The 26,121-nt window shown below is 61.6% G+C and carries 27 protein-coding genes and 1 tRNA gene; 26 read left to right on the top strand and 2 right to left on the bottom strand.

Translation table 11 applies throughout. The features are described from left to right. Nucleotides 1-43 precede the first annotated feature (43 nt). Both F0Q04_RS18735 and F0Q04_RS18730 read right to left on the bottom strand, forming a co-directional pair. Nucleotides 44-439 carry a low affinity iron permease family protein gene (locus F0Q04_RS18735; protein ID WP_116925898.1) on the bottom strand — a complete coding sequence of 132 codons (396 nt, stop codon included), beginning with the start codon at nt 437-439 and terminating at the stop codon, nt 44-46. A gap of 69 nt (nt 440-508) precedes the next feature. Further along, entirely contained in the window at nt 509-1,414 is a 906-nt protein-coding gene (locus F0Q04_RS18730) for a LysR substrate-binding domain-containing protein (RefSeq protein WP_232539399.1), read from the bottom strand. A gap of 137 nt (nt 1,415-1,551) precedes the next feature. On the opposite strand from F0Q04_RS18730, the gene F0Q04_RS18725 reads away from it, so the two are divergent. The 26 genes from F0Q04_RS18725 (at nt 1,552) to F0Q04_RS18600 (ending at nt 26,121) form a co-directional block, all read left to right on the top strand. Further along, nucleotides 1,552-2,784: a metal-dependent hydrolase family protein gene (locus tag F0Q04_RS18725; protein WP_116925899.1), complete on the top strand. Its 1,233-nt coding sequence runs from the start codon at nt 1,552-1,554 to the stop codon at nt 2,782-2,784. A gap of 24 nt (nt 2,785-2,808) precedes the next feature. Continuing rightward, nucleotides 2,809-4,167: an MFS transporter gene (locus F0Q04_RS18720; protein WP_182342882.1), complete on the top strand. Its 1,359-nt coding sequence runs from the start codon at nt 2,809-2,811 to the stop codon at nt 4,165-4,167. Beyond that, complete coding sequence (locus F0Q04_RS18715; RefSeq protein ID WP_116925900.1) at nt 4,164-4,700, top strand: GAF domain-containing protein; 537 nt, start codon at nt 4,164-4,166, stop codon at nt 4,698-4,700. The genes F0Q04_RS18720 and F0Q04_RS18715 overlap by 4 nt, the downstream gene beginning before the upstream one ends. A gap of 134 nt (nt 4,701-4,834) precedes the next feature. Beyond that, on the top strand, nt 4,835-5,557 hold the full coding sequence (locus F0Q04_RS18710; RefSeq protein WP_182342880.1) for an AzlC family ABC transporter permease: 723 nt from the start codon (nt 4,835-4,837) through the stop codon (nt 5,555-5,557). Continuing rightward, nucleotides 5,554-5,883 (top strand): AzlD domain-containing protein, encoded by a 330-nt coding sequence (locus F0Q04_RS18705; protein WP_232539398.1) that lies wholly within the window; start codon nt 5,554-5,556, stop codon nt 5,881-5,883. The genes F0Q04_RS18710 and F0Q04_RS18705 overlap by 4 nt, the downstream gene beginning before the upstream one ends. Nucleotides 5,884-6,015: 132 nt before the next feature. Further along, entirely contained in the window at nt 6,016-6,282 is a 267-nt protein-coding gene (rpsO, locus tag F0Q04_RS18700; RefSeq protein ID WP_116925902.1) for a 30S ribosomal protein S15, read from the top strand. A 209-nt stretch (nt 6,283-6,491) separates the two neighbouring features. After that, nucleotides 6,492-8,744, top strand: coding sequence for a polyribonucleotide nucleotidyltransferase (pnp, locus tag F0Q04_RS18695; protein WP_182342878.1), 2,253 nt, complete (start codon nt 6,492-6,494; stop codon nt 8,742-8,744). 99 nt (nt 8,745-8,843) lie between these two features. After that, a complete protein-coding gene (locus tag F0Q04_RS18690) occupies nt 8,844-9,839 on the top strand; it encodes an NAD(P)H-quinone oxidoreductase (protein WP_116926006.1) in 996 nt (331 codons plus the stop codon). Further along, nucleotides 9,833-10,576: a triose-phosphate isomerase gene (tpiA, locus tag F0Q04_RS18685; RefSeq protein WP_116926007.1), complete on the top strand. Its 744-nt coding sequence runs from the start codon at nt 9,833-9,835 to the stop codon at nt 10,574-10,576. Before F0Q04_RS18690 ends, tpiA begins: the two co-directional genes overlap by 7 nt. Before the next feature lie 44 nt (nt 10,577-10,620). Continuing rightward, a complete protein-coding gene (gene secG / locus F0Q04_RS18680; protein ID WP_232539397.1) occupies nt 10,621-11,079 on the top strand; it encodes a preprotein translocase subunit SecG in 459 nt (152 codons plus the stop codon). Between the two features lie 115 nt (nt 11,080-11,194). Continuing rightward, nucleotides 11,195-11,279: transfer RNA gene (locus F0Q04_RS18675), tRNA-Leu, on the top strand. Nucleotides 11,280-11,352: 73 nt separating this feature from the next. Next, nucleotides 11,353-11,712: an NADH-quinone oxidoreductase subunit A gene (locus F0Q04_RS18670; RefSeq protein WP_021028557.1), complete on the top strand. Its 360-nt coding sequence runs from the start codon at nt 11,353-11,355 to the stop codon at nt 11,710-11,712. Between the two features lie 22 nt (nt 11,713-11,734). Then, nucleotides 11,735-12,214 (top strand): NuoB/complex I 20 kDa subunit family protein, encoded by a 480-nt coding sequence (locus tag F0Q04_RS18665; protein ID WP_021028558.1) that lies wholly within the window; start codon nt 11,735-11,737, stop codon nt 12,212-12,214. Nucleotides 12,215-12,222: 8 nt separating this feature from the next. Beyond that, a complete protein-coding gene (locus F0Q04_RS18660; RefSeq protein ID WP_116925905.1) occupies nt 12,223-12,831 on the top strand; it encodes an NADH-quinone oxidoreductase subunit C in 609 nt (202 codons plus the stop codon). 27 nt (nt 12,832-12,858) lie between these two features. Further along, nucleotides 12,859-14,112: an NADH-quinone oxidoreductase subunit D gene (locus F0Q04_RS18655; RefSeq protein ID WP_116925906.1), complete on the top strand. Its 1,254-nt coding sequence runs from the start codon at nt 12,859-12,861 to the stop codon at nt 14,110-14,112. Then, complete coding sequence (nuoE, locus tag F0Q04_RS18650) at nt 14,109-14,600, top strand: NADH-quinone oxidoreductase subunit NuoE (RefSeq protein WP_116925907.1); 492 nt, start codon at nt 14,109-14,111, stop codon at nt 14,598-14,600. Before F0Q04_RS18655 ends, nuoE begins: the two co-directional genes overlap by 4 nt. After that, nucleotides 14,597-15,952 carry an NADH-quinone oxidoreductase subunit NuoF gene (nuoF, locus tag F0Q04_RS18645; protein WP_021028562.1) on the top strand — a complete coding sequence of 452 codons (1,356 nt, stop codon included), beginning with the start codon at nt 14,597-14,599 and terminating at the stop codon, nt 15,950-15,952. The genes nuoE and nuoF overlap by 4 nt, the downstream gene beginning before the upstream one ends. 14 nt (nt 15,953-15,966) lie before the next feature. Then, a complete protein-coding gene (nuoG, locus tag F0Q04_RS18640) occupies nt 15,967-18,081 on the top strand; it encodes an NADH-quinone oxidoreductase subunit NuoG (protein ID WP_116925908.1) in 2,115 nt (704 codons plus the stop codon). Beyond that, nucleotides 18,078-19,154, top strand: coding sequence for an NADH-quinone oxidoreductase subunit NuoH (gene nuoH / locus F0Q04_RS18635; protein ID WP_182342873.1), 1,077 nt, complete (start codon nt 18,078-18,080; stop codon nt 19,152-19,154). Before nuoG ends, nuoH begins: the two co-directional genes overlap by 4 nt. 15 nt (nt 19,155-19,169) lie before the next feature. Then, on the top strand, nt 19,170-19,682 hold the full coding sequence (gene nuoI, locus F0Q04_RS18630; RefSeq protein ID WP_021028565.1) for an NADH-quinone oxidoreductase subunit NuoI: 513 nt from the start codon (nt 19,170-19,172) through the stop codon (nt 19,680-19,682). 35 nt (nt 19,683-19,717) lie between these two features. Continuing rightward, the gene (locus F0Q04_RS18625) at nt 19,718-20,386 is read left to right on the top strand and encodes an NADH-quinone oxidoreductase subunit J (RefSeq protein WP_182342871.1); all 669 of its coding nucleotides are present in this window, start codon (nt 19,718-19,720) and stop codon (nt 20,384-20,386) included. After that, a complete protein-coding gene (gene nuoK / locus F0Q04_RS18620; protein ID WP_021028567.1) occupies nt 20,383-20,691 on the top strand; it encodes an NADH-quinone oxidoreductase subunit NuoK in 309 nt (102 codons plus the stop codon). The genes F0Q04_RS18625 and nuoK overlap by 4 nt, the downstream gene beginning before the upstream one ends. Before the next feature lie 28 nt (nt 20,692-20,719). Next, nucleotides 20,720-22,759, top strand: coding sequence for an NADH-quinone oxidoreductase subunit L (nuoL, locus tag F0Q04_RS18615; protein ID WP_116925911.1), 2,040 nt, complete (start codon nt 20,720-20,722; stop codon nt 22,757-22,759). 12 nt (nt 22,760-22,771) lie between these two features. Continuing rightward, nucleotides 22,772-24,241: an NADH-quinone oxidoreductase subunit M gene (locus F0Q04_RS18610; RefSeq protein ID WP_021028569.1), complete on the top strand. Its 1,470-nt coding sequence runs from the start codon at nt 22,772-22,774 to the stop codon at nt 24,239-24,241. A gap of 27 nt (nt 24,242-24,268) precedes the next feature. Further along, nucleotides 24,269-25,762, top strand: coding sequence for an NADH-quinone oxidoreductase subunit NuoN (gene nuoN / locus F0Q04_RS18605; RefSeq protein ID WP_116925912.1), 1,494 nt, complete (start codon nt 24,269-24,271; stop codon nt 25,760-25,762). A gap of 32 nt (nt 25,763-25,794) precedes the next feature. Next, nucleotides 25,795-26,121: a DUF2818 family protein gene (locus F0Q04_RS18600; RefSeq protein WP_116925913.1), complete on the top strand. Its 327-nt coding sequence runs from the start codon at nt 25,795-25,797 to the stop codon at nt 26,119-26,121.

Raw genomic sequence — 26,121 nt, 5'->3', positions numbered from 1 at the left:
CCACGCGGGTATCTGCACGTGGTTGGGCAGGCTGGGTGGGTGCTCAGCGGGTGGTGTTGCCGTCCTCGGCCTGGCGGGCCTTGTCGGCCAGAATGTCGAACTCCTTGCGCAGCGCATCCAGCTCGTCTTCGTCCAGCTCTTCCAGTGAAAGCATGCGGTTGCGGGCGGGCTCGATCGCGCGAATGAGCTCATCTAGCTTGATCTGCATGGCCTCAGTATCGCTGTTCTGGGTGGACTGGATCAGGAACACCATCAGGAAGGTAACGATGGTGGTGCCGGTGTTGATCACCAGCTGCCAGGTGTCGTTGAAACCAAAGAATGGGCCGCTGAGGGCCCAGAGCACGATGACCGCCAGGGCACCGACAAAGCAGACGGGGTGGCCGCTGAACTTGGCAACCGAGCGGGCAATTTTGTTGAAAGGGGAATGGTGGGTCTTCACAGGAACTCCTTCGCTCAGGGCTGATGTCCAGCATAGAAGCAAAGGAGGCGGCCAGGTTGCCGCTGCAGATCAAGTGGCTGTAGGAGGGTGGCGGCATTCCTGCTGCAACCATTCGCCAAAGCGCTGGTAGCTTTCCATGTCGCTGCGCCAGGTGGGGGCACAGAGGTAGTAGCCCAGCGGGCTTTCAAAGCGCTGGCCAAAGGGCTCTACCAGCTTGTGCGATGCCAGCGACTCCTGCAGCAGGCAACTGGGCACCAGCGCCACGCCCAAGCCGCCAATAGCGGCCTGGATGATGAGGGTAAAGAGGTTGAAGCCCGGGCCGATGCGTGCGCCTTCATAGGGGCCGGCATAGGCGGTGAACCAGTCGTCCCAGGAGGTGGGCAGCTCGATATGCTGCAGCAGGCTGCACTGCTTGAGGTCGTTGAAGTGCGCAATCGGGTGCTGCTGCAGGTAACTGGGCGAACACACGATGCTGGTCTCGCGCCCGATCAGGTACTGGGCATCGGCAATCGGCCAGTCGCCGTAGCCGTATTGGATGGAGGCATCGAAGCCATCGCCGGTCTCGGCGCTGTCGGTGGTGCTGTAGCGCACAAAGTGGATGGCGATGTGCGGATTGCTGGCGCGAAAGCTCTCCAGCCGGGGAAACAGCCAGTTGGCGGCAAAGGTGGGCGCGACCGACAGGCTGAGCAGGTGGGCGTTCTGCGCGGTGGAGATGACCTGGGTGGTGGCGCGTTCGAGCGACTCCATCGCCGGGCGCACGAGTTTGAGGTAGTTCTCGCCGATATGGGTCAGCGCCAAGCCATGGCTGCGGCGCATGAACAAGGGGTGGCCCAGGTAGGCCTCCAGGCCCGCGATGTGGCGGCTGATGGCGCTTTGCGTGACAAACAGCTCCTTGGCGGCCTTGGAAAACGACAGGTGCTGCGCCGACAGCAAAAAGGCATTCAGCTCTGAAATCGTGGGGCAGCGTCGGCGCATGGGGTATGAGCTCCACTCATGATGGTAGGAAGAATTGGCAGATGCATGACGTCATGTCATTGCCACATATTGTTGCAGCTTGGCTAGAGTTCGGGGCATTAGAGGCAACCATGGCGCTGTGAACGCCACAACCGATTATGCAATCCACCCTGATCCGCAATGCCAAGATTCTGGACACCCGGAATCTCGTATTGACTTCTACTCATACCATTTTGGTGCGCAACGGTCTGATCGAAAAGATCAGTGCCGAAGACTTCGAGGTGGCGGACGCCACCGTCATCGATGCCAAGGGGATGACCTTGATGCCCGGCCTGATCGACTGCCATGTGCACGTGATGGCCTCGGGCTTCAACCTGGGTGCGGTTGCCAATCTGCCCAATGCGCTGGCGCTGCTGCGCGCGCTGCCCATCATGAAGGGCATGATCGACCGGGGCTTTACCTCGGTGCGCGATGCCGGCGGTGCCGACTGGGCGCTGGCCGAAGGGGTGCGTACGCGCCAGGTGGCTGGCCCGCGCTTGTTCTGCGCTGGCAAGGCGCTGTCGCAAACTGGCGGCCATGGCGATTTCCGGGCGCGCAATGACACGCTCGACCCCTGCTCCTGCGCCTACAAGATCGGCAATATCGGCAAGGTGGTCGATGGCGTCGATGCCTGCCGCCTGGCGGTGCGCGAAGAGATTCTGAAGGGCGCCACCCAGATCAAGGTGATGGCCTCGGGCGGCGTGGCCTCGCCCAACGATCCGATCAACAATCTGGGCTTTTCGGTCTCGGAGCTGACCGCCATTGTGGAAGAGGCCCACAATGCGAACACCTATGTGATGGCCCATGCGTATACGCCCCAGGCCATTACCCGTGCCATCGAGTGCGGGGTACGCACCATCGAGCACGGCAATCTGGTCGATGCACCCACCGCCAAGCTGATGCAGGAAAAGGGTGCCTACATGGTGCCGACCCTGATCACCTACGAAGGCCTGGCCAACGACGGCGCCAAGTACGGTCTGCCCGACGAATCGGTGCAAAAGATTGCCAAGGTGCGCACCAACGGCCTCAAGGCGCTGGAAGTGCTGGACGCCGCGGGCGTGAAGATGGGTTTTGGCAGCGACTTGCTGGGCGAGACGCACTACATGCAATCGGACGAGCTGGTGCTGCGCGCCAAGGTGCTGGGCCACGCCAAGGTGGTGCAACAAGCCACCCTGATCGGCGCCGAGATCCTGAACCACGAAGGCCTGCTGGGCGAAGTGGTGGAGAGTGCCTATGCGGACTTGCTGCTGGTCGACGGCAACCCGCTGGAAGATGTCTCGGTGCTGACCCAGCATGACGCGGCGATCAAGCTGATCATGCGCGACGGCTTCATCCACAAGAACGCCTGCTGATGGGCTTTGAGCGAGAACAACTATATGTATAACGCTTCCGAACGTCTGGAGCGGCTGCCTTTCAGCCGCTTCCATTTCACCTTGCTCATCATTGGCGGCCTGGGCTTGGCCTTTGAGGCGCTGGATGCGGGCATCATCGCCTTCATCCTGCCTTCGCTGCGCGAACAATGGGGTTTGACCGGCATTCAGACAGGCTGGATTGCCAGCAGCACCTATGTCGGCTTCCTGGTGGGCGCGCTGCTGTCGGGCATGCTGGGCGACCGCTTTGGCCGCAAGGTCGTGATGATGTGGGCGCTGGTGCTGTTTTGCGTGGCCACCTTCATCAATGCCTTTGCCACCAACTTCCATGAGTTCTACATCCTGCGCATGATTGCCGGTGTGGGCATGGGCGCGGAGGGGGCGATCGTCGCGCCTTACCTGGCCGAGTTTGTCAGCAGCCGCTACCGGGGCCGCTTCACCGGTGCGCTGGCGGGCTTTTTTTCCTTTGGTTTTGTGATGTCGGCGCTGCTGGGGTATTTCATCGTGCCGATGAGCGACGACGGCTGGCGCTGGATCATGGTCATCGCCTCGGTGCCGGTGGTGTTCCTGCTGTGGATGCGCCGCGCGCTGTTCGAGTCGCCCCGCTGGCTCGAAGAGATGGGCCGCCATGACGAGGCCAGCCGCATCTGTACCGCCATTGAAGAGCAGGTCAAGCGCAGCAGTGGCAAGCCGCTGCCCGAGCCGGTGAAGATGAGCCTGGCTGCCAAGGCTGCCGATTCCGCCGTGCAAGGCGCCTGGGCCAAGCTGGCTACCTTGGTCAAGCCCCAGTACCTGCAAACCACCTTGGTGGTCTGGGTGTTCTGGATCACGGTGATGTTCTGCTACTACGCCTTCCTGGTCTGGATTCCGAGCCTGTTGGTGGCGCGCGGCTTTGCGGTGACCAAGAGCTTCTCCTTCACCATCCTGATCTATCTGGCGCAGATCCCCGGCTACTACTCGGCCGCCTACCTGAACGACAAGATCGGCCGCAAGTACACCATCCTGGCCTATATGCTGGTGTCCTGCCTGGCCGCGCTGGGCCTGGCCTTTGCCGGTGCGGACCAGGAGATCATCCTGCTGAGCATGCTGCTGTCCTTTGGCATGAATGGCGTGATTGCCGGCCAGTACACCTACACCTCGGAAATCTACCCGACCTCGATCCGTGCCACCGGCATGGGAACGGCCTCGGCGCTGGCGCGTATCGGCTCGATCGCCTCACCCACCATCGTGGGAGCGGCCTACCCGGTGCTGGGCTTTGGCGGCGTGTTTGCGCTGATGACGGGCGTGCTGTTTGTCGGCGGCATGGGCATCTTGCTGTTCGGCAAGAACACGCATGGCGTGTCCCTGGAAGGGATTCAGCAATGAGCACCACCCATGTCCTGGGCCGCCTGGCCCACACCCTGGGTCAAAGCAGCGATGCCGAGCGCCACTGGGCCGCGATTGCCGAGGCCTGCCAGCAGCTGTTTGGCTATGGCCTGCTGACCGGCCTGGTCTACCTGCAGCAGGAAAAGCTGATGCGCCGCATCTACTCGTCCAACGAGGACATCAGCCCGCTGGGCGGCTTCAAGGCCACCGGCAAGGGCCCCTGGTCGGGCCGGGTGCTGGACCAGGGCCTGCCCTATATCGGGCGGGATGAGGCCGACATCCGCACCGTATTCTCCGAAGCCGAGGACCTGGTCGCCCGAGGCCTGCATGCGGTGCTGAATATTCCCGTCTGGTATGGCGGGGAGGTGCTGGGCTCCATCAATATCCTGGGCCCGCGCGGCGCCTACAACGCCGTGCCCGAGGCGCTGATCCACCTGGTGGCCGGTGTCTGCGTGCCGGCGCTGGCCTCGGCCCGCGAGACCGCGCGGGAAGCTGCGCGCGGCATTGACAGCGCCAGTCTGCAAAGCGTCTGAGCGTCTGGCTTGGTGTCACCAAAGCCCGCAAGGCCCCTGGTCCTGCGGGCTTTTTTGCGCCCAAGCAGCCCCTGGCGCCCCAAAGACATGCAGCGGCCTGCGCCCAGGTGCAACACCCTCTACAATCGCCGCCCATGGCTTCTAACAGTTCAGGGCTCTGGTCCTCGCCCGCCGTGCGCATGGGCGTGTCGATCAGCATTGCCACCGGTTTGTACGGCATCTCTTTTGGCGCGCTGGGCGTGGCAGCAGGCCTGACGGTCTGGCAGACCTGCGCCTTGAGCTTGCTGATGTTTACCGGCGGCTCGCAGTTTGCGTTTGTCGGCGTGGTCGCCGGTGGCGGTGCCGGTGCGGCGGCCCTGGGCGCAGCCAGCCTGCTGGGCGTGCGCAATGCGGTCTACGGCATGCAGATGGCCGCCTTGCTCGGCCCGCGCGGCCTGGCACGCCTGCTGTCGGCGCAGCTGACGATTGATGAATCGGCCGCCACCGCGCTGGGGCAGGCGGACAAGGACGAGCAAAAACGGGGCTTTTGGACTGCAGGCCTGGGCGTCTACCTGCTGTGGAACCTGTTCACCGCTGCGGGCGCCTTGCTGGGCAATGCCCTGGGCGACCCCGGGCGCTGGGGCCTGGACGGCGCAGCGGTGGCCGCCTTTATGGGCCTGCTGTGGCCGCGCCTGACGCACAAGGAGCCCATCGCGCTGGCGGTGGTCGCTGCCAGCATTGCGATGCTGGCGGTGCCCTGGGTGGCGCCGGGCGTGCCTATCTTGATTGCGGCGGTGGTGGGGGGCGCCTGGGGTTACGGCTCGCGCAGCAGCGGCCCGGCCGGGCAGGGCGCGAGCGCGCAGGAGGCCGCACGATGAACGCGATGGCAGACGTGGGCAACCACTGGTGGATCTGGTTGCTGCTGGCCAGCGCCGTGACCTATGGCACCAAGCTGCTGGGCTACGGCGTGCCCGCGCACTGGCTGCGCCACCCGCGCATGGCCCGGGTGGCTGGTGCGCTGACGATTGCGCTGCTGGCGGCGCTGACCGCCATGAACACCCTTGTCAGCGGCCAGCAACTGGTGCTCGATGCGCGCCTGGCGGCGATGGCCGTGGCCATCATCGCGCTGGCGCTGCGCGCGCCGTTTTTGCTGGTGGTGGTGCTGGGCGCGGCGGCATCGGCTTTGGTGCGGTTTTGGGCCTGAAAACTGAAAACTAGTTATTGGGTATAATTGCAGGGTTTTGCATGGTGCAAGACGCACGTCGCAAGCTTTTCCGGCTGCGGCGCAAGTAACCAGAATGCCAGCGCAAGCCGGTGTTCCTTATAAGGAAAACACATGATCGCCGCATCTATCAAGGCCGAAGTTGTAAAGGCCAACGCACGTTCCGCTACCGATACGGGCAGCCCAGAAGTCCAAGTGGCTCTGCTGACCGCCCGCATCAACGAACTGACCCCTCACTTCAAGACGCACGCCAAGGACCACCACGGTCGTCGCGGCCTGCTGCGCATGGTGAGCCGTCGTCGTAAGCTGTTGGACTACCTCAAGTCCAAGGACGCTGACCGTTACACTGCACTGATCGCTAAGCTGGGCCTGCGTAAGTAAGCCCAGGGTGAGATGGAGACGCCTGAGTTAGTCCGCTAGCTCAGGCGTTTTTTACTTCAACGCCGCGCAAACAGAGCGAAGCTGTGTCATTCCAAGGGGGCTGAACCCCGGGTTCCAGGCCTTCAACCTCCCTGGAATGGCATCGTGTTCTGAATGCCGGCTCCTGCCGAGAACCGACAGGTTTTTGGCTGTTTAACCAGGAGCAATCTATGTCCATATTCAACAAAGTCACCAAGACTTTCCAGTGGGGCCAACACACGGTCACGATGGAAACCGGTGAAATCGCCCGCCAGGCTTCCGGCGCGGTGCTGGTCAACATCGACGACACCGTGGTGCTGGCGACGGTCGTGGGCTCCAAGATCGCCAAGGCCGGTCAGGACTTTTTCCCGCTGACCGTTGACTACATCGAGAAGACCTACGCTGCGGGCAAGATCCCCGGCAGCTTCTTCAAGCGCGAAGCCAAGCCCAGCGAGCTCGAGACGCTGACCAGCCGCCTGATCGACCGCCCGATCCGTCCGCTGTTCCCCGAAGGTTTCTACAACGACGTGCATGTGGTCATCCACACCATCTCGCTGAACCCTGAAGTGGATGCCGACATCGCTGCGATGATCGCTGTCTCCGCTGCACTGTCCATCTCGGGCATTCCTTTCAACGGCCCTATCGGTGCTGCCCGCGTGGGTTACATCAACGGCGAATACGTGCTCAACCCCGGCCAGACCCAGCGCAAGGATTCGCTGATGGATCTGGTGGTGGCGGGCACCGAAGCTGCTGTGCTGATGGTTGAATCCGAAGCCCAACAACTGCCTGAAGAAGTGATGCTGGGTGCTGTGGTCTATGGCCACGAGCAAGGCCAGGTCGCGATCAACGCCATCCACGAGCTGGTGCGCGAAGCGGGCAAGCCCGCATGGGACTGGGCCGCGCCTGCCAAGGATGAAGCGCTGATCGCCAAGGTCGGCGAGCTGGGCGATGCCGCCCTGCGCGATGCATACCAACTGCGCAACAAGCAAGCCCGTACGCTGGCCTGCCGCCAGGCATACGCTGCTGTGAAGGCCGGTCTTGCCGAGCAAGGCGTGGCCTTTGACGGCGTCAAGGTCGATGGCATGCTGTTTGACATCGAAGCGCGCATCGTGCGCTCGCAGATTCTGGCCGGTGAGCCCCGTATCGACGGCCGCGACACCCGCACCGTGCGTCCTATCGAGATCCGTTCGTCCGTGCTGCCCCGCACCCACGGCTCGGCCCTGTTCACCCGTGGTGAAACCCAGGCGCTGGTGATCTCCACCCTGGGCACCGAGCGTGATGCACAGCGCATCGACGCGCTGGCTGGCGAGTTTGAAGACCGCTTCCTGTTCCACTACAACATGCCTCCCTTTGCCACCGGCGAAGTGGGCCGCATGGGCTCGACCAAGCGCCGCGAAATCGGCCACGGCCGTCTGGCCAAGCGCGCTCTGGCCGCTTGCCTGCCTTCGAAGGAAGAGTTCCCCTACACCATCCGTGTGGTGTCGGAGATCACCGAATCGAACGGTTCCTCGTCGATGGCTTCGGTCTGCGGCGGCTGCCTGTCGATGATGGACGCCGGCGTGCCGATGAAGGCCCACGTGGCCGGTATCGCCATGGGTCTGATCAAGGAAGACAACAAGTTTGCCGTGCTGACCGACATCCTGGGTGACGAAGATCATCTGGGTGACATGGACTTCAAGGTAGCCGGTACCACCAACGGTATCACCGCGCTGCAGATGGACATCAAGATCCAGGGCATCACCAAGGAAATCATGCAAGTGGCGCTGGCGCAAGCCAAGGAAGCGCGCATGCACATCCTGGGCAAGATGCAAGAAGCGATGGGCGAAGCCAAGGCCGAAGTCTCGTCGTTCGCGCCCAAGCTCTACACGATGAAGATCAACCCCGAGAAGATCCGTGACGTGATCGGCAAGGGTGGCGCCACCATCCGTGCGCTGACCGAAGAGACCGGCACCCAGATCAACATCGAGGAAGATGGCACCATCACCATCGCCGCCACCGATGGCGCCAAGGCGGACGAAGCCAAGCGCCGCATCGAAGAGATCACCGCCGAAGTCGAAATCGGCAAGATCTACGAAGGCCCGATCGTCAAGATCCTGGAATTCGGTGCCCTGGTGAACCTGCTGCCCGGCAAGGACGGTCTGCTGCACATCAGCCAGATCGCCCACGAGCGCGTGGAAAAGGTGACCGACTACCTGAGCGAAGGCCAGGTCGTCAAGGTCAAGGTGCTGGAGACGGATGAAAAGGGCCGTGTCAAGCTGTCGATGAAGGCGCTGCTGGACCGTCCAGCCGGCATGGCCGAGCGTGAGCCACGCGAATCGCGTGAACCACGCGGCGATCGTGGTGACCGCGGCGACCGTGGTGATCGCGCTCCCCGCCAGCACCGCGAACCACGCGAGCCGCGCGTGGACGGTGATGCTGACCAGCAGCAACAACAACAGCAATAATTTGCTGTGTGACGCACCCATGCGCCTGGCGCTGGGTGCGTTTTTCTGTTGAAAAGCGTGTGCCGATTGTGATTGGCTGAGGAAACAAGCGTGGACAAGATGCGTGCAGTCGAGATCACCGCCTTTGGTGATCCGCAGGTATTGAAGCTGGGAGAGCGTCCTGTGCCGCAGGCGGGGCAGGGTGAGTTGTGCATTCGCGTGGTCGCCAGTGGTGTAAACCGCCCCGATGTGGTCCAGCGCAAGGGCCATTACGCGCCGCCCCCGGGTGCTTCGGACCTGCCGGGTCTGGAAGTGGCCGGTGTGGTGGTGGCGGGAGACACGGCGGCCATGGCCGAGCAAGGTCTCAAGCTGGGTGACCGCGTGTGCGCGCTGGTGGCCGGTGGTGGCTATGCCGAGTACTGCGTGGCTCCCGTGGCCCAGTGTCTGCCGGTGCCCGAGGGCTTGTCGGATGTCGAGGCCGCTTGCCTGCCCGAGACCTTCTTCACGGTCTGGAGCAATGTGTTTGACCGGGGTGCGTTGCAAGCCGGTGAGACCTTGTTGATCCAGGGCGGCAGCAGCGGCATTGGTGTGACGGCGATCCAGCTGGCCAAGGCCTTTGGTGCCAAGGTGATCGTGACCGCAGGCTCCGATGAGAAATGCCAGGCTTGCCTGGCTTTGGGTGCCGACGAGGCCATCAACTACCGCAGCCAGGATTTTGTCGCCGAAGTGGCGCGCATCACCGCTGGCAAGGGTGTGGATGTGATTTTGGACATGGTGGCGGGCGACTATGTGGCCCGCGAGGTCGAGGCGCTGGCCGAAGATGGCCGCCTGGTCATCATTGCCGTGCAAGGGGGTATCAAGGCCGAGTTCAATGCCGGATTGGTGCTGCGCCGCCGTCTGCAGATCACCGGCTCGACCCTGCGTCCGCGCCCGGTGGCCTTCAAGGCGGCGATTGCCCAGGCTTTGCAGGCCAAGGTCTGGCCACTGCTGGCAGCGGGCAAGGTGCGTCCCATCATCCACAGCCAATTCCCGGCCGCACACGCCAGCCAGGCCCATGCGCTGATGGAATCCAACCAACATATCGGCAAGATCGTGCTGACCTGGGATCAATTGTGAAAAAACTGATTGCTGGAAACTGGAAGATGAACGGCAGCCTGGCTGCCAATGAAGCCTTGCTGGCCGAGCTGCTGCAAGGCCTGGGTCAACCGGGCTGCGATGTGGCGGTGGCCGTGCCTGCCGTTTATGTGGGCCAGGTGCAGGCTTTGCTGCAAGGCTCGGCGATTGCGCTGGCCGCGCAGGATGTGTCGGCGCACGATGGCGGTGCCTACACTGGTGAAGTCTCGGCCCCGATGCTGCGTGACTTTGCGGTGCGCTACGCGCTGGTCGGCCACTCCGAGCGCCGCCAGTACCACGGCGAAACCGATGCGCTGGTGGCGACCAAGGCGCAAAAGGCCTTGGCCGCTGGCATCACGCCGATTGTCTGCGTGGGCGAGACGCTCGCTGAGCGCGAAGCTGGCCAGACCGAAGCGGTGGTCAAGCGCCAACTGGCGGCGGTGATCCATGCGGTGGGTGCTTGTGTGACGGAAATCGTCGTGGCCTATGAGCCGGTCTGGGCCATTGGCACGGGCAAGACGGCCAGCCCCGAGCAGGCGCAAGCCGTGCATGCTGTGTTGCGCGCGCAACTCGCAGCGGCCAGCACGCAGGCTGCCAAGGTGCCGGTGCTGTATGGTGGCAGCATGAATGCGGGCAATGCCGAGCAACTGCTCGCCCAGCCCGATATTGATGGTGGGCTGATCGGTGGCGCTTCGCTGAAGGCCCAGGACTTTCTGAAAATTATTGCTGCAGCTGCTTGAGGGCAAGCGGCTGCTGGCGACGACCAAGTTTGATAAAAGGGTAGATGATGGTAACGATTCTGTTGACGATTCAAATGCTGGCAGCACTGGTCATGATTGGCCTGGTGCTGGTGCAGCATGGCAAGGGTGCCGATGCGGGTGCTGCCTTTGGCAGCGGCAGCAGCGCGGGCAGCCTGTTCGGTGCTTCCGGTAGCGCCAACTTCCTCTCGCGCAGCACCGGTGTGCTGGCGGCGGTGTTCTTTGCCGCGACCTTGGCGCTGGCCTACCTGGGCAATGCACGCCCGACCTCGGCCGGTAGCGTGCTCGAAGGCCCTGCTGCGACGATCCCGCAGTCGAGCACTCCGGTGGATGCGACCATTCCTCCTGCGTCGACCCCTGCACCTGCCCCAGCCCCTGCGGCTCCCTCCGCTGGTGCGGATGCCTCGGTGCCTGCCGCTGGCGCTGCTGCGCCCGCTGCTGCACCGGCCGCACCTGCTGAGCCAGCACAGCCTGCAGGCAAATAACTCAACTATTTGAAAAGAATCCCTGAACTCAGGGTTTTTACAGAGTAGAATCTGAGTCTGTCTGGTGAGCAGATTGTTTCAAAAGCAATCGGTGCTTGCCAGGCAAGTCAAATCAGCCGTCGTGGTGAAATTGGTAGACACGCTATCTTGAGGGGGTAGTGGCGAAAGCTGTGCGAGTTCGAGTCTCGCCGACGGCACCAACACAATAAAAGGCCTGCCTGGGTCGCGTCTTGTGCTTACCTGGGTTGGCTCCTGCGGTGAGTAGACATCAAGATGAGCCTCGAACAATACCTCCCGGTCCTTTTGTTTATCCTGGTGGGAGCAGGCGTTGGCCTTGGCCCACTGGTCATAGGCTACATCCTCGGACCCAATCGCCCGAACGCGGCGAAAAACTCCCCTTACGAATGCGGCTTTGAGGCCTTTGAAGACGCGCGCATGAAATTCGATGTGCGCTACTACCTCGTCGCCATTCTTTTCATTCTCTTCGACTTGGAAATTGCGTTCCTCTTCCCATGGGCGGTTTCGCTGCATGAAGTGGGAATGCCTGGTTTTATCGCGGTTCTCGTGTTCTTGGCCATTCTGGTGGTGGGTTTCGCCTATGAATGGAAAAAGGGCGCGCTGACCTGGGAATAACCGGAAATCAAAAAGGTACACGATGATTGAAGGTGTGTTGGAGAAAGGCTTTGTCACCACGAGCTACGACTCGGTGGTGAACTGGGCCAAGACTGGGTCGATCTGGCCCATGACGTTTGGTTTGGCATGCTGCGCCGTCGAGATGATGCACGCGGCCGCTGCGCGTTATGACATTGGCCGCTTTGGCGCCGAAGTCTTCCGCGCCAGCCCGCGCCAGGCTGACTTGATGATTGTGGCTGGCACCCTGTGCAACAAGATGGCTCCGGCCATGCGCAAGGTGTACGACCAGATGGCCGAGCCGCGTTGGGTGATCTCGATGGGATCGTGCGCCAACGGTGGTGGTTACTACCACTACAGCTACTCGGTGGTGCGCGGTTGCGACCGCATTGTGCCGGTGGATGTGTATGTGCCAGGCTGCCCGCCCACGGCAGAAGCGCTGATCTACGGCATCATCCAGCTGCAGCAAAAAATCCGCCGCACCCACACGATCGCGCGCGCCTAGGAGTTGGAATGAGTGTAGAACTGATACAGCCTAGCGTGCTGCAAGAGACCATCGCCCGCGTGCTGGGCGACAAGGCGCGCTCGGTGACCCTGGCGCTGGGTGAAGTGACCGTGGAAGTCTCGGCCTCGAACTACCTGCAAGCCATGCAGCTGCTGCGCGATGCGCCAGAATGCAAGTTCGAGATGCTGATGGACCTGTGCGGCGTGGATTACTCCGCATACAAGGACGTGGGCACCGATGGCCCACGTTTTGCCGTGGTCTCGCACCTGTTGTCGATCAGCCTGAACCAGCGCCTGCGCGTGCGTGTGTTCTGCCAGGACGACGATTTCCCGGTGCTCGACACCCTCAGCCAGCTGTGGGCCTCGGCCAACTGGCTCGAGCGCGAAGCTTTTGACCTTTTCGGCATTGTCTTCGAAGGCCATGACGACCTGCGCCGCATCCTGACCGATTACGGCTTTATCGGTCACCCCTTCCGCAAGGATTTCCCGCTGACGGGCCATGTGGAGATGCGCTACGACGCCGAGCAGGCACGCGTGATCTACGAACCGGTGACGATCGAGCCGCGCGAGATCACGCCCCGCATTATTCGTGAAGACCATTACGGAGGCCTGCACTGAGGCGCTCTGACCTCACGATGAAGAACCATGGCTGAAATCAAAAACTACACACTCAACTTCGGTCCCCAGCATCCTGCAGCACACGGCGTGCTGCGTTTGGTGCTGGAGCTCGATGGTGAAGTGGTGCAACGCGCAGACCCGCATATCGGCCTGCTGCACCGCGCCACCGAGAAACTGGCGGAGAGCAAGACCTTCATCCAGTCGCTGCCCTATATGGACCGCCTGGATTACTGCTCGATGATGAGCAACGAGCACGCCTACTGCCTGGCTATCGAAAAGCTGCTGGGCCTGGAAGTGCCGATCCGCGCGCAATATATCCGCGTGATGTATTCCGAGATCACCCGCATCATGAACCACCTGATGTGGCTGGGCTCCTCAGGCAATGACGGCGGCAGCTCGACCATTCTGATCTACAGCTTCCGCGAACGTGAAGACCTGATGGACATGTACGAAGCCGTCTCCGGCGCGCGCATGCACGCGGCGTACTTCCGTCCGGGTGGCGTGTACCGCGATCTGCCAGAGAGCATGCCGCAGTACAAGGCCAGCAAGGTGCGCAATGCCAAGGCCATCGAGCAGATGAACCGCAACCGCCAGGGTTCGCTCATCGACTTCATCGATGACTTCACCGCGCGCTTCCCCAAGTGCGTGGACGAATACGAAACCCTGCTGACGGACAACCGCATCTGGAAGCAGCGCAATGTGGGCATCGGCGTGGTTGACATCGACCGCGCGATGAACCTGGGCCTGACCGGCCCGATGCTGCGCGGCTCGGGCCTGGCCTGGGACATGCGCAAGTCGCAGCCCTACGAAGTCTATGACCGCATGGATTTCGACATTCCGGTGGGCAAGACCGGCGACTGCTATGACCGCTACCTGGTGCGCATCGCCGAGATGCGCGAGTCCAACCGCATCATCAAGCAGTGCGTGGACTGGCTGCGTGCCAACCCCGGTCCGGTCATCACCGGCAACCACAAGGTGGCGCCTCCCGATCGCGAAGCCATGAAGTCCAACATGGAAGAGCTGATCCACCACTTCAAGCTGTTCACCGAAGGCTTCAAAGTGCCCGAGGGCGAGGCTTATGCATCGGTGGAGCACCCCAAGGGCGAGTTTGGCATCTACCTGATCAGCGACGGTGCCAACAAGCCTTACCGCCTGAAGATTCGTCCACCAGGATTTGTGCATCTCTCGGCGCTCGACGAAATGAGCCGTGGCCACATGCTGGCCGATGCCGTGATGGTGTTGAGCACCTTGGACATCGTGTTTGGAGACGTTGACCGATGATTACCGAAGCAACAAAAGCACGCTTTGCCCGCGAAGTTGCCAAGTATCCGGCAGAGCAGAAGCAGTCGGCCGTGATGGCTTGCCTGTCTATCGTGCAGCAGGAGCAGGGCTGGGTGAGCCAGGAGAGCGAGGCGGTGATCGCCGAGTACCTGGAGATGCCCGAGATCGCCGTGCATGAAGTGACCACCTTCTACAACATGTACAACCAGCACCCGGTGGGCAAGTACAAATTGAGCGTGTGCACCAACCTGCCTTGCCAGCTGCGTCGCGGCCGCGAGGCGCTCAAGCACCTGGAAGACAAGCTGGGCATCAAGATGGGGGATACCACCGCCGATGGCGTGTTCACCATCGAGCAATCGGAATGCCTGGGCGCCTGCGCCGATGCACCGGTGCTGCTGGTCAATGACCGCCACATGTGCAGCTTCATGGACAACGAAAAGCTGGACCAGCTGATGACCGGCTTGCGCGCAGCGGAGGACACCAAGTGACGACAGCCGCTCAAATTCTGTCGCAGTTCCAGGCCACCGGCGTGGAAACCTGCTTCCACGACCGCCATATCGAGCCCCAGATCTATGCAGGTCTGGATGGCACGAACTGGTCGATCAAGGACTACGAGGCGCGCGGTGGCTACCAGGCCCTGCGCAAGCTGCTGGGCAAGGACGGTGGCGAGGGCCTGACCCAGGACCAGGTCATTGCCACGATGAAAGAGTCGGGCCTGCGCGGCCGCGGCGGCGCTGGCTTCCCCACCGGTCTGAAGTGGAGCTTCATGCCCCGCAACTTCCCCGGCCAAAAGCACCTGGTGTGCAATTCGGACGAGGGCGAGCCTGGCACCTGCAAGGACCGCGACATCCTGATGTTCAACCCGCACATCGTGATCGAAGGCATGGCCATCGCCGCGTATGCGATGGGCATCTCGCTGGGCTACAACTACATCCACGGCGAAATCTTCCAGGTCTACGAACGCTTTGAAGCGGCGCTGGAAGAGGCGCGTGCGGCAGGCTACCTGGGTGACAACATCCTGGGCAGCAGCTTCAGCTTCGAGCTGCATGCGCACCATGGTTTTGGCGCCTACATCTGCGGCGAAGAAACCGCTTTGCTCGAATCGCTCGAAGGCAAGAAGGGCCAGCCCCGCTTCAAGCCGCCATTCCCGGCCAGCTTTGGTCTGTATGGCAAGCCCACGACGATCAACAACACCGAAACCTTTGCGGCCGTTCCCTGGATCATCCGCAACGGTGGCCAGGCCTACCTGGAATGCGGCAAGCCCAACAACGGCGGCACCAAGATCTTCTCGGTCAGCGGTGACGTGAACAAGCCCGGCAACTACGAAGTGCCAATGGGTACGCCGTTCTCCACCTTGCTCGAGCTCGCCGGCGGTGTGCGCACCGGCCGCAAGCTCAAGGCCGTGATCCCTGGCGGATCGTCGGCCCCTGTGCTGCCAGCGGACATCATGATGGCCTGCACGATGGACTATGACTCCATCTCCAAGGCCGGCTCGATGCTGGGCTCGGGCGCCGTCATCGTGATGGACGACTCGCGCGACATGGTCGAGAGCCTGCTGCGCCTGTCCTACTTCTACCAGCACGAGTCCTGCGGACAGTGCACCCCTTGCCGCGAAGGCACGGGCTGGCTGTGGCGCATGGTCGACCGCATCCAGCACGGCCACGGCCGCGCCGAGGATCTGGACAAGCTGGACTCGGTAGCCGGCAACATCATGGGGCGCACGATTTGCGCATTGGGCGATGCGGCAGCGATGCCGGTGCGCGCAATGATCAAGCATTTCCGCCATGAATTCGAAGCAAAGATCAACGCTGCTGAAAAGCAGACCGCTGCTTCTTCCTGATCGCGAGTGAGCATATGGTTGAAATTGAAATAGACGGTCAGAAGGTCGAGGTCGCGGAAGGCAGCATGGTCATGCACGCGGCCGATGCGGCGGGCAAGTACATCCCTCACTTCTGCTACCACAAGAAACTGTCGATCGCGGCGAACTGCCGTATGTGCCTGGTGGACGTCGAGAAGGCGCCCAAGGCGATGCCTGCCTGCGCCACGCCCGTGACGCAAGGCATGATTGTGCGCACCACCTCGGACAAGGCGGTCAAGGCCCAGCAATCGGTGATGGAGTTCCTGCTCATCAACCACCCGCTGGATTGCCCGATCTGCGACCAGGGCGGTGAATGCCAGTTGCAGGACTTGGCTGTGGGCTATGGTGCCAGCAGCTCGCGCTACGAAGAAGAAAAGCGCGTGGTCTTCCACAAGAATGTGGGCCCGCTGATCTCGATGGAAGAGATGAGCCGTTGCATCCACTGCACCCGCTGCGTGCGCTTCGGTCAAGAAGTCGCAGGCATCATGGAGCTGGGCATGGTCAACCGCGGCGAGCACGCCGAGATCACCACCGTGGTGGGCGATACGGTGGACTCGGAGCTGTCGGGCAACATGATCGACATCTGCCCCGTGGGTGCACTCACGAGCAAGCCTTTCCGCTACAGCGCCCGTACCTGGGAGCTGTCGCGCCGCAAGTCGGTCTCGCCCCATGACTCCACCGGTGCCAACTTGATCGTTCAGGTCAAGAACAACAAGGTGATGCGCGTGGTGCCGTTCGAGAACGACGCCGTCAACGAATGCTGGATTGCCGACCGCGACCGCTTCTCCTACGAAGCGCTCAACGGTGAAGAGCGCCTGACCGCGCCGATGATCAAGCAAGGCGGCCAGTGGCTCGAAGTGAGCTGGCAAGCTGCGCTGGAATACGTGGCCAATGGCATCAAGAGCGTGCAACGCGACCATGGCGCGAGCGCCGTGGGTGCGCTGGTCAGCCCGCACAGCACGCTCGAAGAGCTGTTCCTGGCCGGCGAGCTGGTGCGCTCGCTGGGCAGCCAGAACGTCGACTACCGTCTGCGCAACGCCGATTTTGCCAAGGCAGAAGGCGTGCGCTGGCTGGGCCGCTCGATCGCCTCGCTGTCGGACCTGAACACGGCCTTGATCGTGGGCTCGAACGTGCGCAAGGAGCATCCGCTGTTCGCCCAACGTATCCGCCAGGCCGCCCGTAAGGGCGCGGTGGTGACCGCCATCCAGTCCAAGGCTTTTGATCTGGCAATTCCGCTGGCCCACCAGGTGATCACACCTGCTGCGCAGTGGGCCTACGCGCTGTCCTCCGTGGCAGCGGCCCTCGCCCAGTCCAAGGGTGTGGAAGCGCCGAACAACGCCGGTACCGTGACGCCCGAGTCCATCGAGATTGCCCGCGCGCTGCAAAACGGCGAGCAAAAGGCCATCCTGCTGGGTAATGCCGTGGCGCACCATGCACAAGCGAGCACCTTGCTGTCGATCGCCAACTGGATTGGCGCGCAGACGGGAGCTACCGTCGGCTTCCTGACCGAAGCGGCCAACACCGTGGGCGCGCAATGGGTGGGTGCCGTGCCCCAGGCCCATGGCATGCACGCTGGCGAGATGCTCGCCGGTGGCATCAAGGCCGCGATCTTGCTCAACTGCGAACCCGCGTTCGACACGGCCGCTGGCAGCCAGGCGCTGCAAGGCTGCGAGATGGTGGTGAGCCTGAGCCCGTTCAAGGCCAACATGGACATCGCCGATGTGCTGCTGCCGATCGCGCCGTTCACCGAAACCTCGGGCTCGTTCGTGAATGCCGAAGGCCTTGTGCAGAGCTTCCACGCCGTGGTCAAGCCGCTGGGCGATACCCGTCCGGGCTGGAAGGTGCTGCGCGTGCTGGGCAATCTGCTGGACGTCGCAGGCATGGCCTTTGACTCCTCGCAGGACGTGCTGGCCGTGGCGACGGGCTCGCAAGGCCAGGTGCCTGCCGAGCTGCTGTCCAACAGCACCAAGACCAACATGGCCGTGTCGGCGCCTGCAGGCCAGGAGCCGGTGGTGGCCAGCATCTACCAACTCGATGGCATCGTGCGTCGCGCGCCGTCGTTGCAAATGACGGCGGATGCCCGCCAATCCTCGGAGGTGGTGGCAGCATGATCGACGCAATCTACAACGGCGGTCTGACCCTGATCGCGGCAGAGTGGTGGGCGACCCTGGTCTGGCCCGTGATCTGGAACCTGATCAAGATCCTGTGCATCGTCTTGCCTTTGATGGGCGCAGTGGCTTACCTGACCCTGTGGGAGCGCAAGCTCCTGGGCTTCATGCAAGTGCGTTACGGCCCCAACCGGGTCGGCCCTTTTGGTCTGCTCCAGCCTCTGGCCGACGGCCTTAAGCTGATGACTAAGGAAATCATCACGCCGACGGCGGCAAGCTCGGGCCTGTACCGCCTGGGCCCGATCATGGCCATCATGCCTGCGCTGGCAGCCTGGGTGGTCATCCCCTTCGGTCCCGATGTGGCGCTGGCCAATGTGAACGTGGGCCTGCTGCTGGTCATGGCGATTACCTCGATCGAAGTCTATGGCGTGATCATCGCCGGCTGGGCATCGAACTCCAAGTACGCTTTCCTGGGCGCGCTGCGCGCATCGGCCCAGATGGTGAGCTATGAAATCGCGATGGGCTTTTGCTTCCTGGTGGTGATCATGGTCACCGGCAGCATGAACCTGACCGAGATCGTGCTGGCCCAGGGCAAGGGCAGGATGGCATCGTCGGGTGCCAGCATCCTGTCGTGGAACTGGCTGCCGCTGCTGCCGATGTTCATCGTCTACCTGATCTCGGCCGTGGCCGAAACCAACCGCCACCCCTTTGACGTCGTCGAAGGCGAAGCGGAAATCGTGGCCGGTCACATGGTGGAATATTCGGGCATGGGCTTTGCCGTGTTCTTCCTGGCCGAGTACGCGAGCATGTGGCTGGTGTCCATCCTGGCCGTGATCATGTTCCTGGGCGGCTGGCTGCCACCATTCGATTTCCTGTCCTTCATCCCGGGCTGGATCTGGCTGGCTGCCAAGACGTTCCTGGTGGTGTCGATGTTCATCTGGATTCGCGCTACTTTCCCACGTTTCCGCTATGACCAGATCATGCGTCTGGGCTGGAAGATTTTCATCCCCGTCACCCTGGTGTACCTGGTCTTTGTCGGCGGCTGGTTGCTGTCGCCATGGAACATCTGGAAATAAGCGGAGGAATACAACATGACTACTGCAGTTTCTCCCCGCTCTTTCTCGGTGAAGGATTTCTTCAAGAGCTTCATGCTCTGGGAATTGATGAAGGGCATGGCCCTGACCGGTCGCTACACGTTTGCGCGCAAGATCACGGTCCAGTTCCCCGAAGAGAAGACGCCGCTGTCGCCCCGTTTCCGTGGCCTGCACGCGCTGCGCCGCTACGAAAACGGCGAAGAGCGTTGCATTGCCTGCAAGCTGTGCGAAGCCGTCTGCCCTGCGATGGCGATCACGATCGAGTCCGATGTGCGTGATGACGGCTCGCGCCGCACCACCCGCTACGACATCGATCTGACCAAGTGCATTTTCTGTGGCTTCTGTGAAGAAAGCTGCCCCGTTGACTCCATCGTGGAAACCCAGATTCTGGAATACCACGGAGAAAAGCGCGGCGACCTGTACTTCACCAAGGAAATGCTGCTGGCCGTGGGCGACCGTTACGAACCTGAAATTGCTGCAGCCAAGGCTGCGGACGCAAAGTACCGCTGACGCGGCACTTGGAGACTGATCGAAAAGAGCCCCACATGGATGTCACAACTGGTTTTTTCTATCTGTTCTCGGTAGTGCTGCTGTACGCGGCATTCCGAGTAGTTACTGCCCCAAATCCGGTGCACGCTGTGCTGCACCTGATGTTGGCGTTTTCTCAGGCAGCCGGTATCTGGTTGCTGCTCAAGGCTGAGTTCCTGGCCATCGTGCTGGTGATGGTCTACCTGGGCGCCGTGATGGTGCTGTTCCTCTTCGTGGTGATGATGCTGGATATCCGCATCGACCAGCTGCGCAAGAGTTTCTGGAAGAACTTCCCGCTCGCTGCAGTGATCTTTGCCATCGTCGCGTTCGAGATGGGCGTGGTGCTGATCGGCGGCTTCAGTGCCATCGACGCGCCCAAGGCCATCCCTGCTGTGGTGGATGCGGCCGGCAAGGTCGTGCCCTACAGCAACGTCAAGGCGCTGGGCACCATGCTCTACACCGAGTATCTGTTCCCTGTGCAAGTGGCTGCGGTCATCTTGCTGGTGGCGATGATTGCCGCGATTGCCCTGACCCTGCGCCATCGCAAGGATTCCAAGGCTATCGATGCATCGCTGCAAGTGCGCGTGCGTGCTTCGGATCGCCTGCAATTGGTCAAAGTCCAGGCGAGCAAGCCTGCAGCCCCCGTGGTGCAGCCTGCCGCTGAGGTCGAGGAGAAGAAGGTATGACGCTCACTCTGGGTCATTTTCTGACGTTGGGCGCGATGCTGTTCGCGCTGTCCGTGGTCGGTATCTTCTTGAACCGTCGCAACCTGATTGTGCTGCTGATGGCCATCGAGTTGATGCTGCTGGCCGTGAACACGAACTTTGTCGCCTTCTCCCACTACCTGGGAGACATGCACGGCCAGATTTTCGTGTTCTTCATCCTGACCGTTGCGGCGGCAGAGTCGGCAATTGGTTTGGCAATCTTGGTGTTGCTGTTCCGTAACAAGTCCACCATCGATGCGGAAGATCTCAACTCCCTGAAGGGTTGAGGCACCAATACTTGCAAGGTTAAGAAGAATGAGTCAAACCCTTTCTGCTTCAACACTGTTGGCGGTGCCTCTGGCGCCCCTGGCAGGATCTTTGCTGGCAGGCATTTTCGGTACCGCCCTGGGCGGCAACCGCATCGGCCGCGTTGGCAGCCGCACGCTCACCATCCTGGGTGTGTTCATTGCCTTCGTCATCTCTGCGATGACGTTCCAGAGCGTGGTGTTTGAAGGCGCGACCTTCAACCAGACGCTCTACACCTGGATGACCGTCGGGTCGCTGAAGATGGAGATCGGTTTCATGATCGACTCCATCACCGCGATGATGATGTGCGTGGTGACCTTTGTGTCGCTGATGGTGCACATCTACACGATGGGCTACATGGCGGAAGACGACGGCTACGACCGTTTCTTCTCGTACATCTCGCTGTTCACCTTCTCCATGCTGATGCTGGTGATGAGCAACAACCTGCTGCAGCTGTTCTTCGGCTGGGAAGCGGTGGGCCTGGTGTCGTACCTGCTGATCGGTTTCTACTTCAAGAAGGAAACCGCGATCTTCGCCAACATGAAGGCCTTCGTGGTCAACCGTGTCGGTGACTTCGGCTTCATCCTGGGTATCGGCCTGATTGCTGCCTACACCGGCACCTTGAACTACACCGAAATCTTCGCCAAGACCAATGAGCTGAGCGGCATGACGCTGCCCGGCTCCACCTGGTCGCTGATGACGGTGATCTGCATCTGCCTGTTCATCGGTGCGATGGGCAAATCGGCACAGTTCCCCCTGCACGCCTGGCTGCCCGATTCGATGGAAGGTCCTACCCCCATCTCGGCACTGATCCACGCGGCCACCATGGTGACCGCCGGCATCTTCATGGTCTCGCGCATGTCGCCCCTCTATGAGCTGTCTGACGCAGCCCTGAACTTCATCCTCGTGATTGGCTCGATCACCGCGCTGTTCATGGGTATCCTGGGCATCATCCAGAACGACATCAAGCGCGTGATCGCGTACTCCACGCTGTCGCAGCTCGGTTACATGACCATCGCGCTGGGCGTGTCGGCCTACTCGGTGTCGGTGTTCCACCTGATGACGCACGCGTTCTTCAAGGCACTGCTGTTCCTTGGCGCAGGCTCGGTCATCATGGGCATGCACCACAACCAGGACATCCGCTGGATGGGTGGCGTGCGCAAGTACATGCCCATCACCTGGATCACCTTCCTGCTGGGTAACCTGGCGCTGATCGGTACGCCGTTCTTCTCGGGCTTTTACTCGAAGGACGCGATCATCGAAGCGGTGCACGCCTCCAACCTGCCTGCCGCCGGCTTTGCCAACTTTGCCGTGCTCGCTGGCGTGTTCATCACTGCGTTCTACTCGTTCCGTCTGTACTTCATCGTATTCCACGGTAAAGAGCGCTACGACCAGAACCCCGATGCCCACCATGATGACCACCACGCGCACGACGACCACCACGGCCATGGCCACGATGCCAAGCCGCATGAGTCGCCATGGGTGGTGACCCTGCCGCTGGTGCTGCTGGCGATTCCTTCGGTGGTGATCGGTGCGATTGCGCTGATGCCGATGCTGTTCGGTGACTTCTTCAAGGGCGTCATCTATGTTGATGGCAGCAAGCACGGCGCGATGGCCGAGCTGGCCGAGAAGATCCACGGCTGGATTCCGATGGCGCTGCATGGCTTCACCGCTGCGCCGTTCTGGCTGGCGCTGGCCGGTGTGGTGACCTCCTATGTGTTCTACATGGTCAAGCCCGAGATTCCTGCTGCCATCAAGCGCATGAGCGAGAAGGTCGGTCTGTACCAGGCACTGGAAGGCAAGTACGGTGTGGACTGGGTCTACGAAAACATCTTCGCCCGCGGCTCGCGCGTGCTGGGCAGTGTGTTCTGGAAGGTGGGCGACCAAGGCCTGATCGACGGCCTGATCGTCAACGGTTCCTGGAAGCTGGTGGGCCGCATCTCCGCCCTGGTGCGCTGGCTGCAGACGGGTTATGTGTACCACTACGCATTGGTCATGATTCTGGGTATCTTCCTGGCCATGACGTACTTCGTGCTGCTCAACAAGTAAGGAAGAAGAAAAATGGGATTGTTGAGTCTTGCAATTTGGACGCCCATCGTCTTTGGTACGGTCCTGCTGGCCTTTGGCAAGCAGGAGCAGGCCAAGATGGTGCGCTGGATCGCACTGGTCGGTGCGCTGATAGGCCTTTTGGTCACCTTGCCTCTGTACACCGGCTTCCAGCTGGGTACGTCGGCGATGCAGTTCGTCGAGAAGGCGTCTTGGATTCCACGCTTTGGTATCAACTACTACCTGGGCGTTGATGGCATCTCCTTCTGGTTTGTGCCGCTGACCGCCTTCATCACGGTGATCGTGGTGCTGGCTTCCTGGGAGTCGATCACCGAGCGCGTGAACCAGTACATGGGCGCGTTCCTGATCCTGTCGGGTCTGATGATCGGTGTGTTCTCGGCACTGGACGGTCTGCTGTTCTACGTGTTCTTTGAAGCAACCCTGATCCCGATGTACCTGATCATCGGTATCTGGGGTGGCCCGAACCGCATCTACGCAGCGTTCAAGTTCTTCCTGTACACGCTGATGGGTTCGCTGCTGACCTTGATCGCGCTGCTGTACCTCTACACCAAGGCAGGCAGCTTCGAGATTCTGGCCTGGCACCAGCTGCCGCTGACGATGACCGAGCAGACCTTGATCTTCTTTGCCTTCTTCGCCGCGTTTGCCGTGAAGGTGCCGATGTTCCCGGTGCACACCTGGCTGCCCGACGTTCACGTCGAAGCGCCTACCGGTGGTTCTGCCGTGCTGGCCGCGATCATGCTGAAGCTGGGGGCCTATGGTTTCCTGCGTTTCTCGATGCCCATCGCTCCTGATGCGTCGCACGAATGGGCCTGGCTCATCATCGCGCTGTCGCTGATCGCCGTGATCTATGTGGGTCTGGTGGCAATTGTGCAAAAGGACATGAAAAAGCTCGTGGCTTATTCGTCCGTCGCACACATGGGCTTTGTGACCCTGGGCTTCTTCATCTTCAATGACATCGGTGTCATGGGTGGCCTGATGCAGATGATTGCCCACGGCTTTGTGTCGGGCGCGATGTTCCTGTGTATCGGCGTGCTGTACGACCGCGTGCATTCGCGTGATATCGCTGCCTACGGCGGCGTGGTCAACACCATGCCCAAGTTTGCCGCCTTTGCCCTGCTGTTTGCGATGGCCAACTGCGGCCTGCCAGGCACCGCCGGTTTCATCGGCGAGTGGATGGTGATCCTGGGCGCCACCAAGTTCAACTTCTGGATTGGTGTGCTGTCGGCCACCGCGCTGATTCTGGGCGCTGCGTACACGCTGTGGATGTACAAGCGCGTGTACTTCGGCCCAGTGACCAATGACCATGTGCGCGAGCTCAAGGACATCGGTTGCCGCGAATTCCTAATCCTGGGCATCTTGGCTGCTGCCGTGCTGATCATGGGTGTCTACCCTGCGCCGTTCACCGATGTGATGGGTGCCTCGGTGGCCGACCTGCTCAAGCATGTCGCCGCGTCCAAGCTGTGATGGTCGGACAGAATTGAGAGACTTGAGATGATTGATAACATCAGCTGGCTGGCTATCTATCCCGAAATCGTGCTGTTGGTGATGGCATGTGTCATCACCATCGTGGACCTGGGCGTCAAGAGCGCAGGGCGCACGCTCACCTACATTCTGTCGCTGCTGACCCTGGTGGTCGTGGCGGTGATCACCGGTATCTATGCCAGCAATGGCAATACGTTCTACGCCTTTGGCAACATGGTCGTCTCCGACGCCATGGGCAACTGGCTCAAGTGCGCTGCGGCGATCGCGATGGCCGTCACCCTGGTCTATGGCCGTGGTTACTCGCGTGACCGTGGCATGCTCAACGGCGGTGAGTACTTCATCCTGTCGCTGCTCGCGCTGCTGGGCATGAACGTGATGATCTCGGGCAACAACTTCCTGATCATCTACCTGGGGCTGGAGCTGCTGACCCTGTCGAGCTACGCGCTGGTCTGCCTGCGCCGTGACAACACCGCTGCGGTGGAAGCGGGCATGAAGTACTTCGTGCTGGGCGCGATGGCATCGGGTTTCCTGCTGTACGGTCTGTCGATGATCTACGGCGCCACCGGCTCGCTCGATATCGGTGAAGTGTTCAAGGCGGTGAACTCCGGCCTGATCCGCCACCAGGTGCTGGTCTTCGGTCTGGTGTTTGTGGTCGCTGGCCTGGCCTTCAAGCTGGGTGTGGTGCCTTTCCACATGTGGGTGCCTGACGTCTACCAAGGCGCACCCACGGCCATCACGATGATCGTGGGCGGCGCGCCCAAGCTGGCAGCTTTCGCGATTGTCATCCGCCTGCTGGTGGACGGCCTGCTGCCGCTGGCGATTGACTGGCAACAGATGCTGGCCGTGCTGGCCATCCTCTCGCTGCTGATCGGTAACTTGGCCGCTATTGCCCAGACCAACATCAAGCGCATGCTGGCCTACTCGACCATCTCGCAAATGGGCTTTGTGCTGCTGGGTCTGATGTCCGGCGTGGTCAATGGCAATGTCGAAGCGGCTACCGCTGGCAACGCCTACAGCGCCTCGATGTTCTACGTCGTGAGCTATGTGCTGACCACCCTGGCCACGTTCGGTGTGGTGCTGCTGCTGGCCCGTGAAGGCTTTGAGAGCGAAGAGATCGCCGACTTTGCCGGCCTGAACCAGCGCAGCCCGCTGTACGCTGGCGTGATGGCAATCTGCCTGTTCTCGATGGCCGGTATTCCTCCGCTGGTGGGCTTCTACTCGAAGCTGGCCGTGCTGCAGGCGCTGGTGGCTTCGGGCAGTGGCCTCTATATTGCGCTGGCCGTGTTTGCGGTGATCATGTCGCTGATCGGCGCCTTCTACTACCTGCGCGTGGTCAAGGTCATGTACTTCGACAAGCCCATCACCGCCGCCAAGGTGCATGCACCTTTAGACGTGCGTGCTGTGCTGGTGGTCAATGGCGCGCTGGTGCTGATTCTGGGCATCATGCCCGGCGGTCTGATGAAGCTGTGCTCTGACGCCGTGCTGCGCGCACTCGCCAGCTAAGCGGCTCGGCAACCGAGCCTGACAAAGCCCGCATGTCTATCACTGCATCCATCTGGTTGGTGATCGTGGCGGGCTTTGTTGCGGCCAATCTGCCATTTCTGAACCAACGTATTTTGGCCGCGGGGCCCCTGTGCCATGACGGCGGCAGTGCCGGCAAGGCCCTGTGGATCCGCCTGGTCGAGCTGGTCGTGCTGTACTTCCTCATCGGGGCATTTGCGATGCTGCTCGAAGGCCGCGCCGGCCAGCGCAGCAGCCAGGGCTGGGAGTTCTATGCCGTCACCGGCACCTTGTTCCTGACCTTTGCCTTCCCCGGTTTTGCCTACCAGTACCTGCTGCGCAAGGTGAGCCGAGCGGGGTGA

The organism is Comamonas koreensis, from assembly GCF_014076495.1.
Taxonomy (GTDB): domain Bacteria; phylum Pseudomonadota; class Gammaproteobacteria; order Burkholderiales; family Burkholderiaceae_C; genus Comamonas; species Comamonas squillarum.
This window is presented reverse-complemented; position numbering and strand designations above follow the sequence as displayed.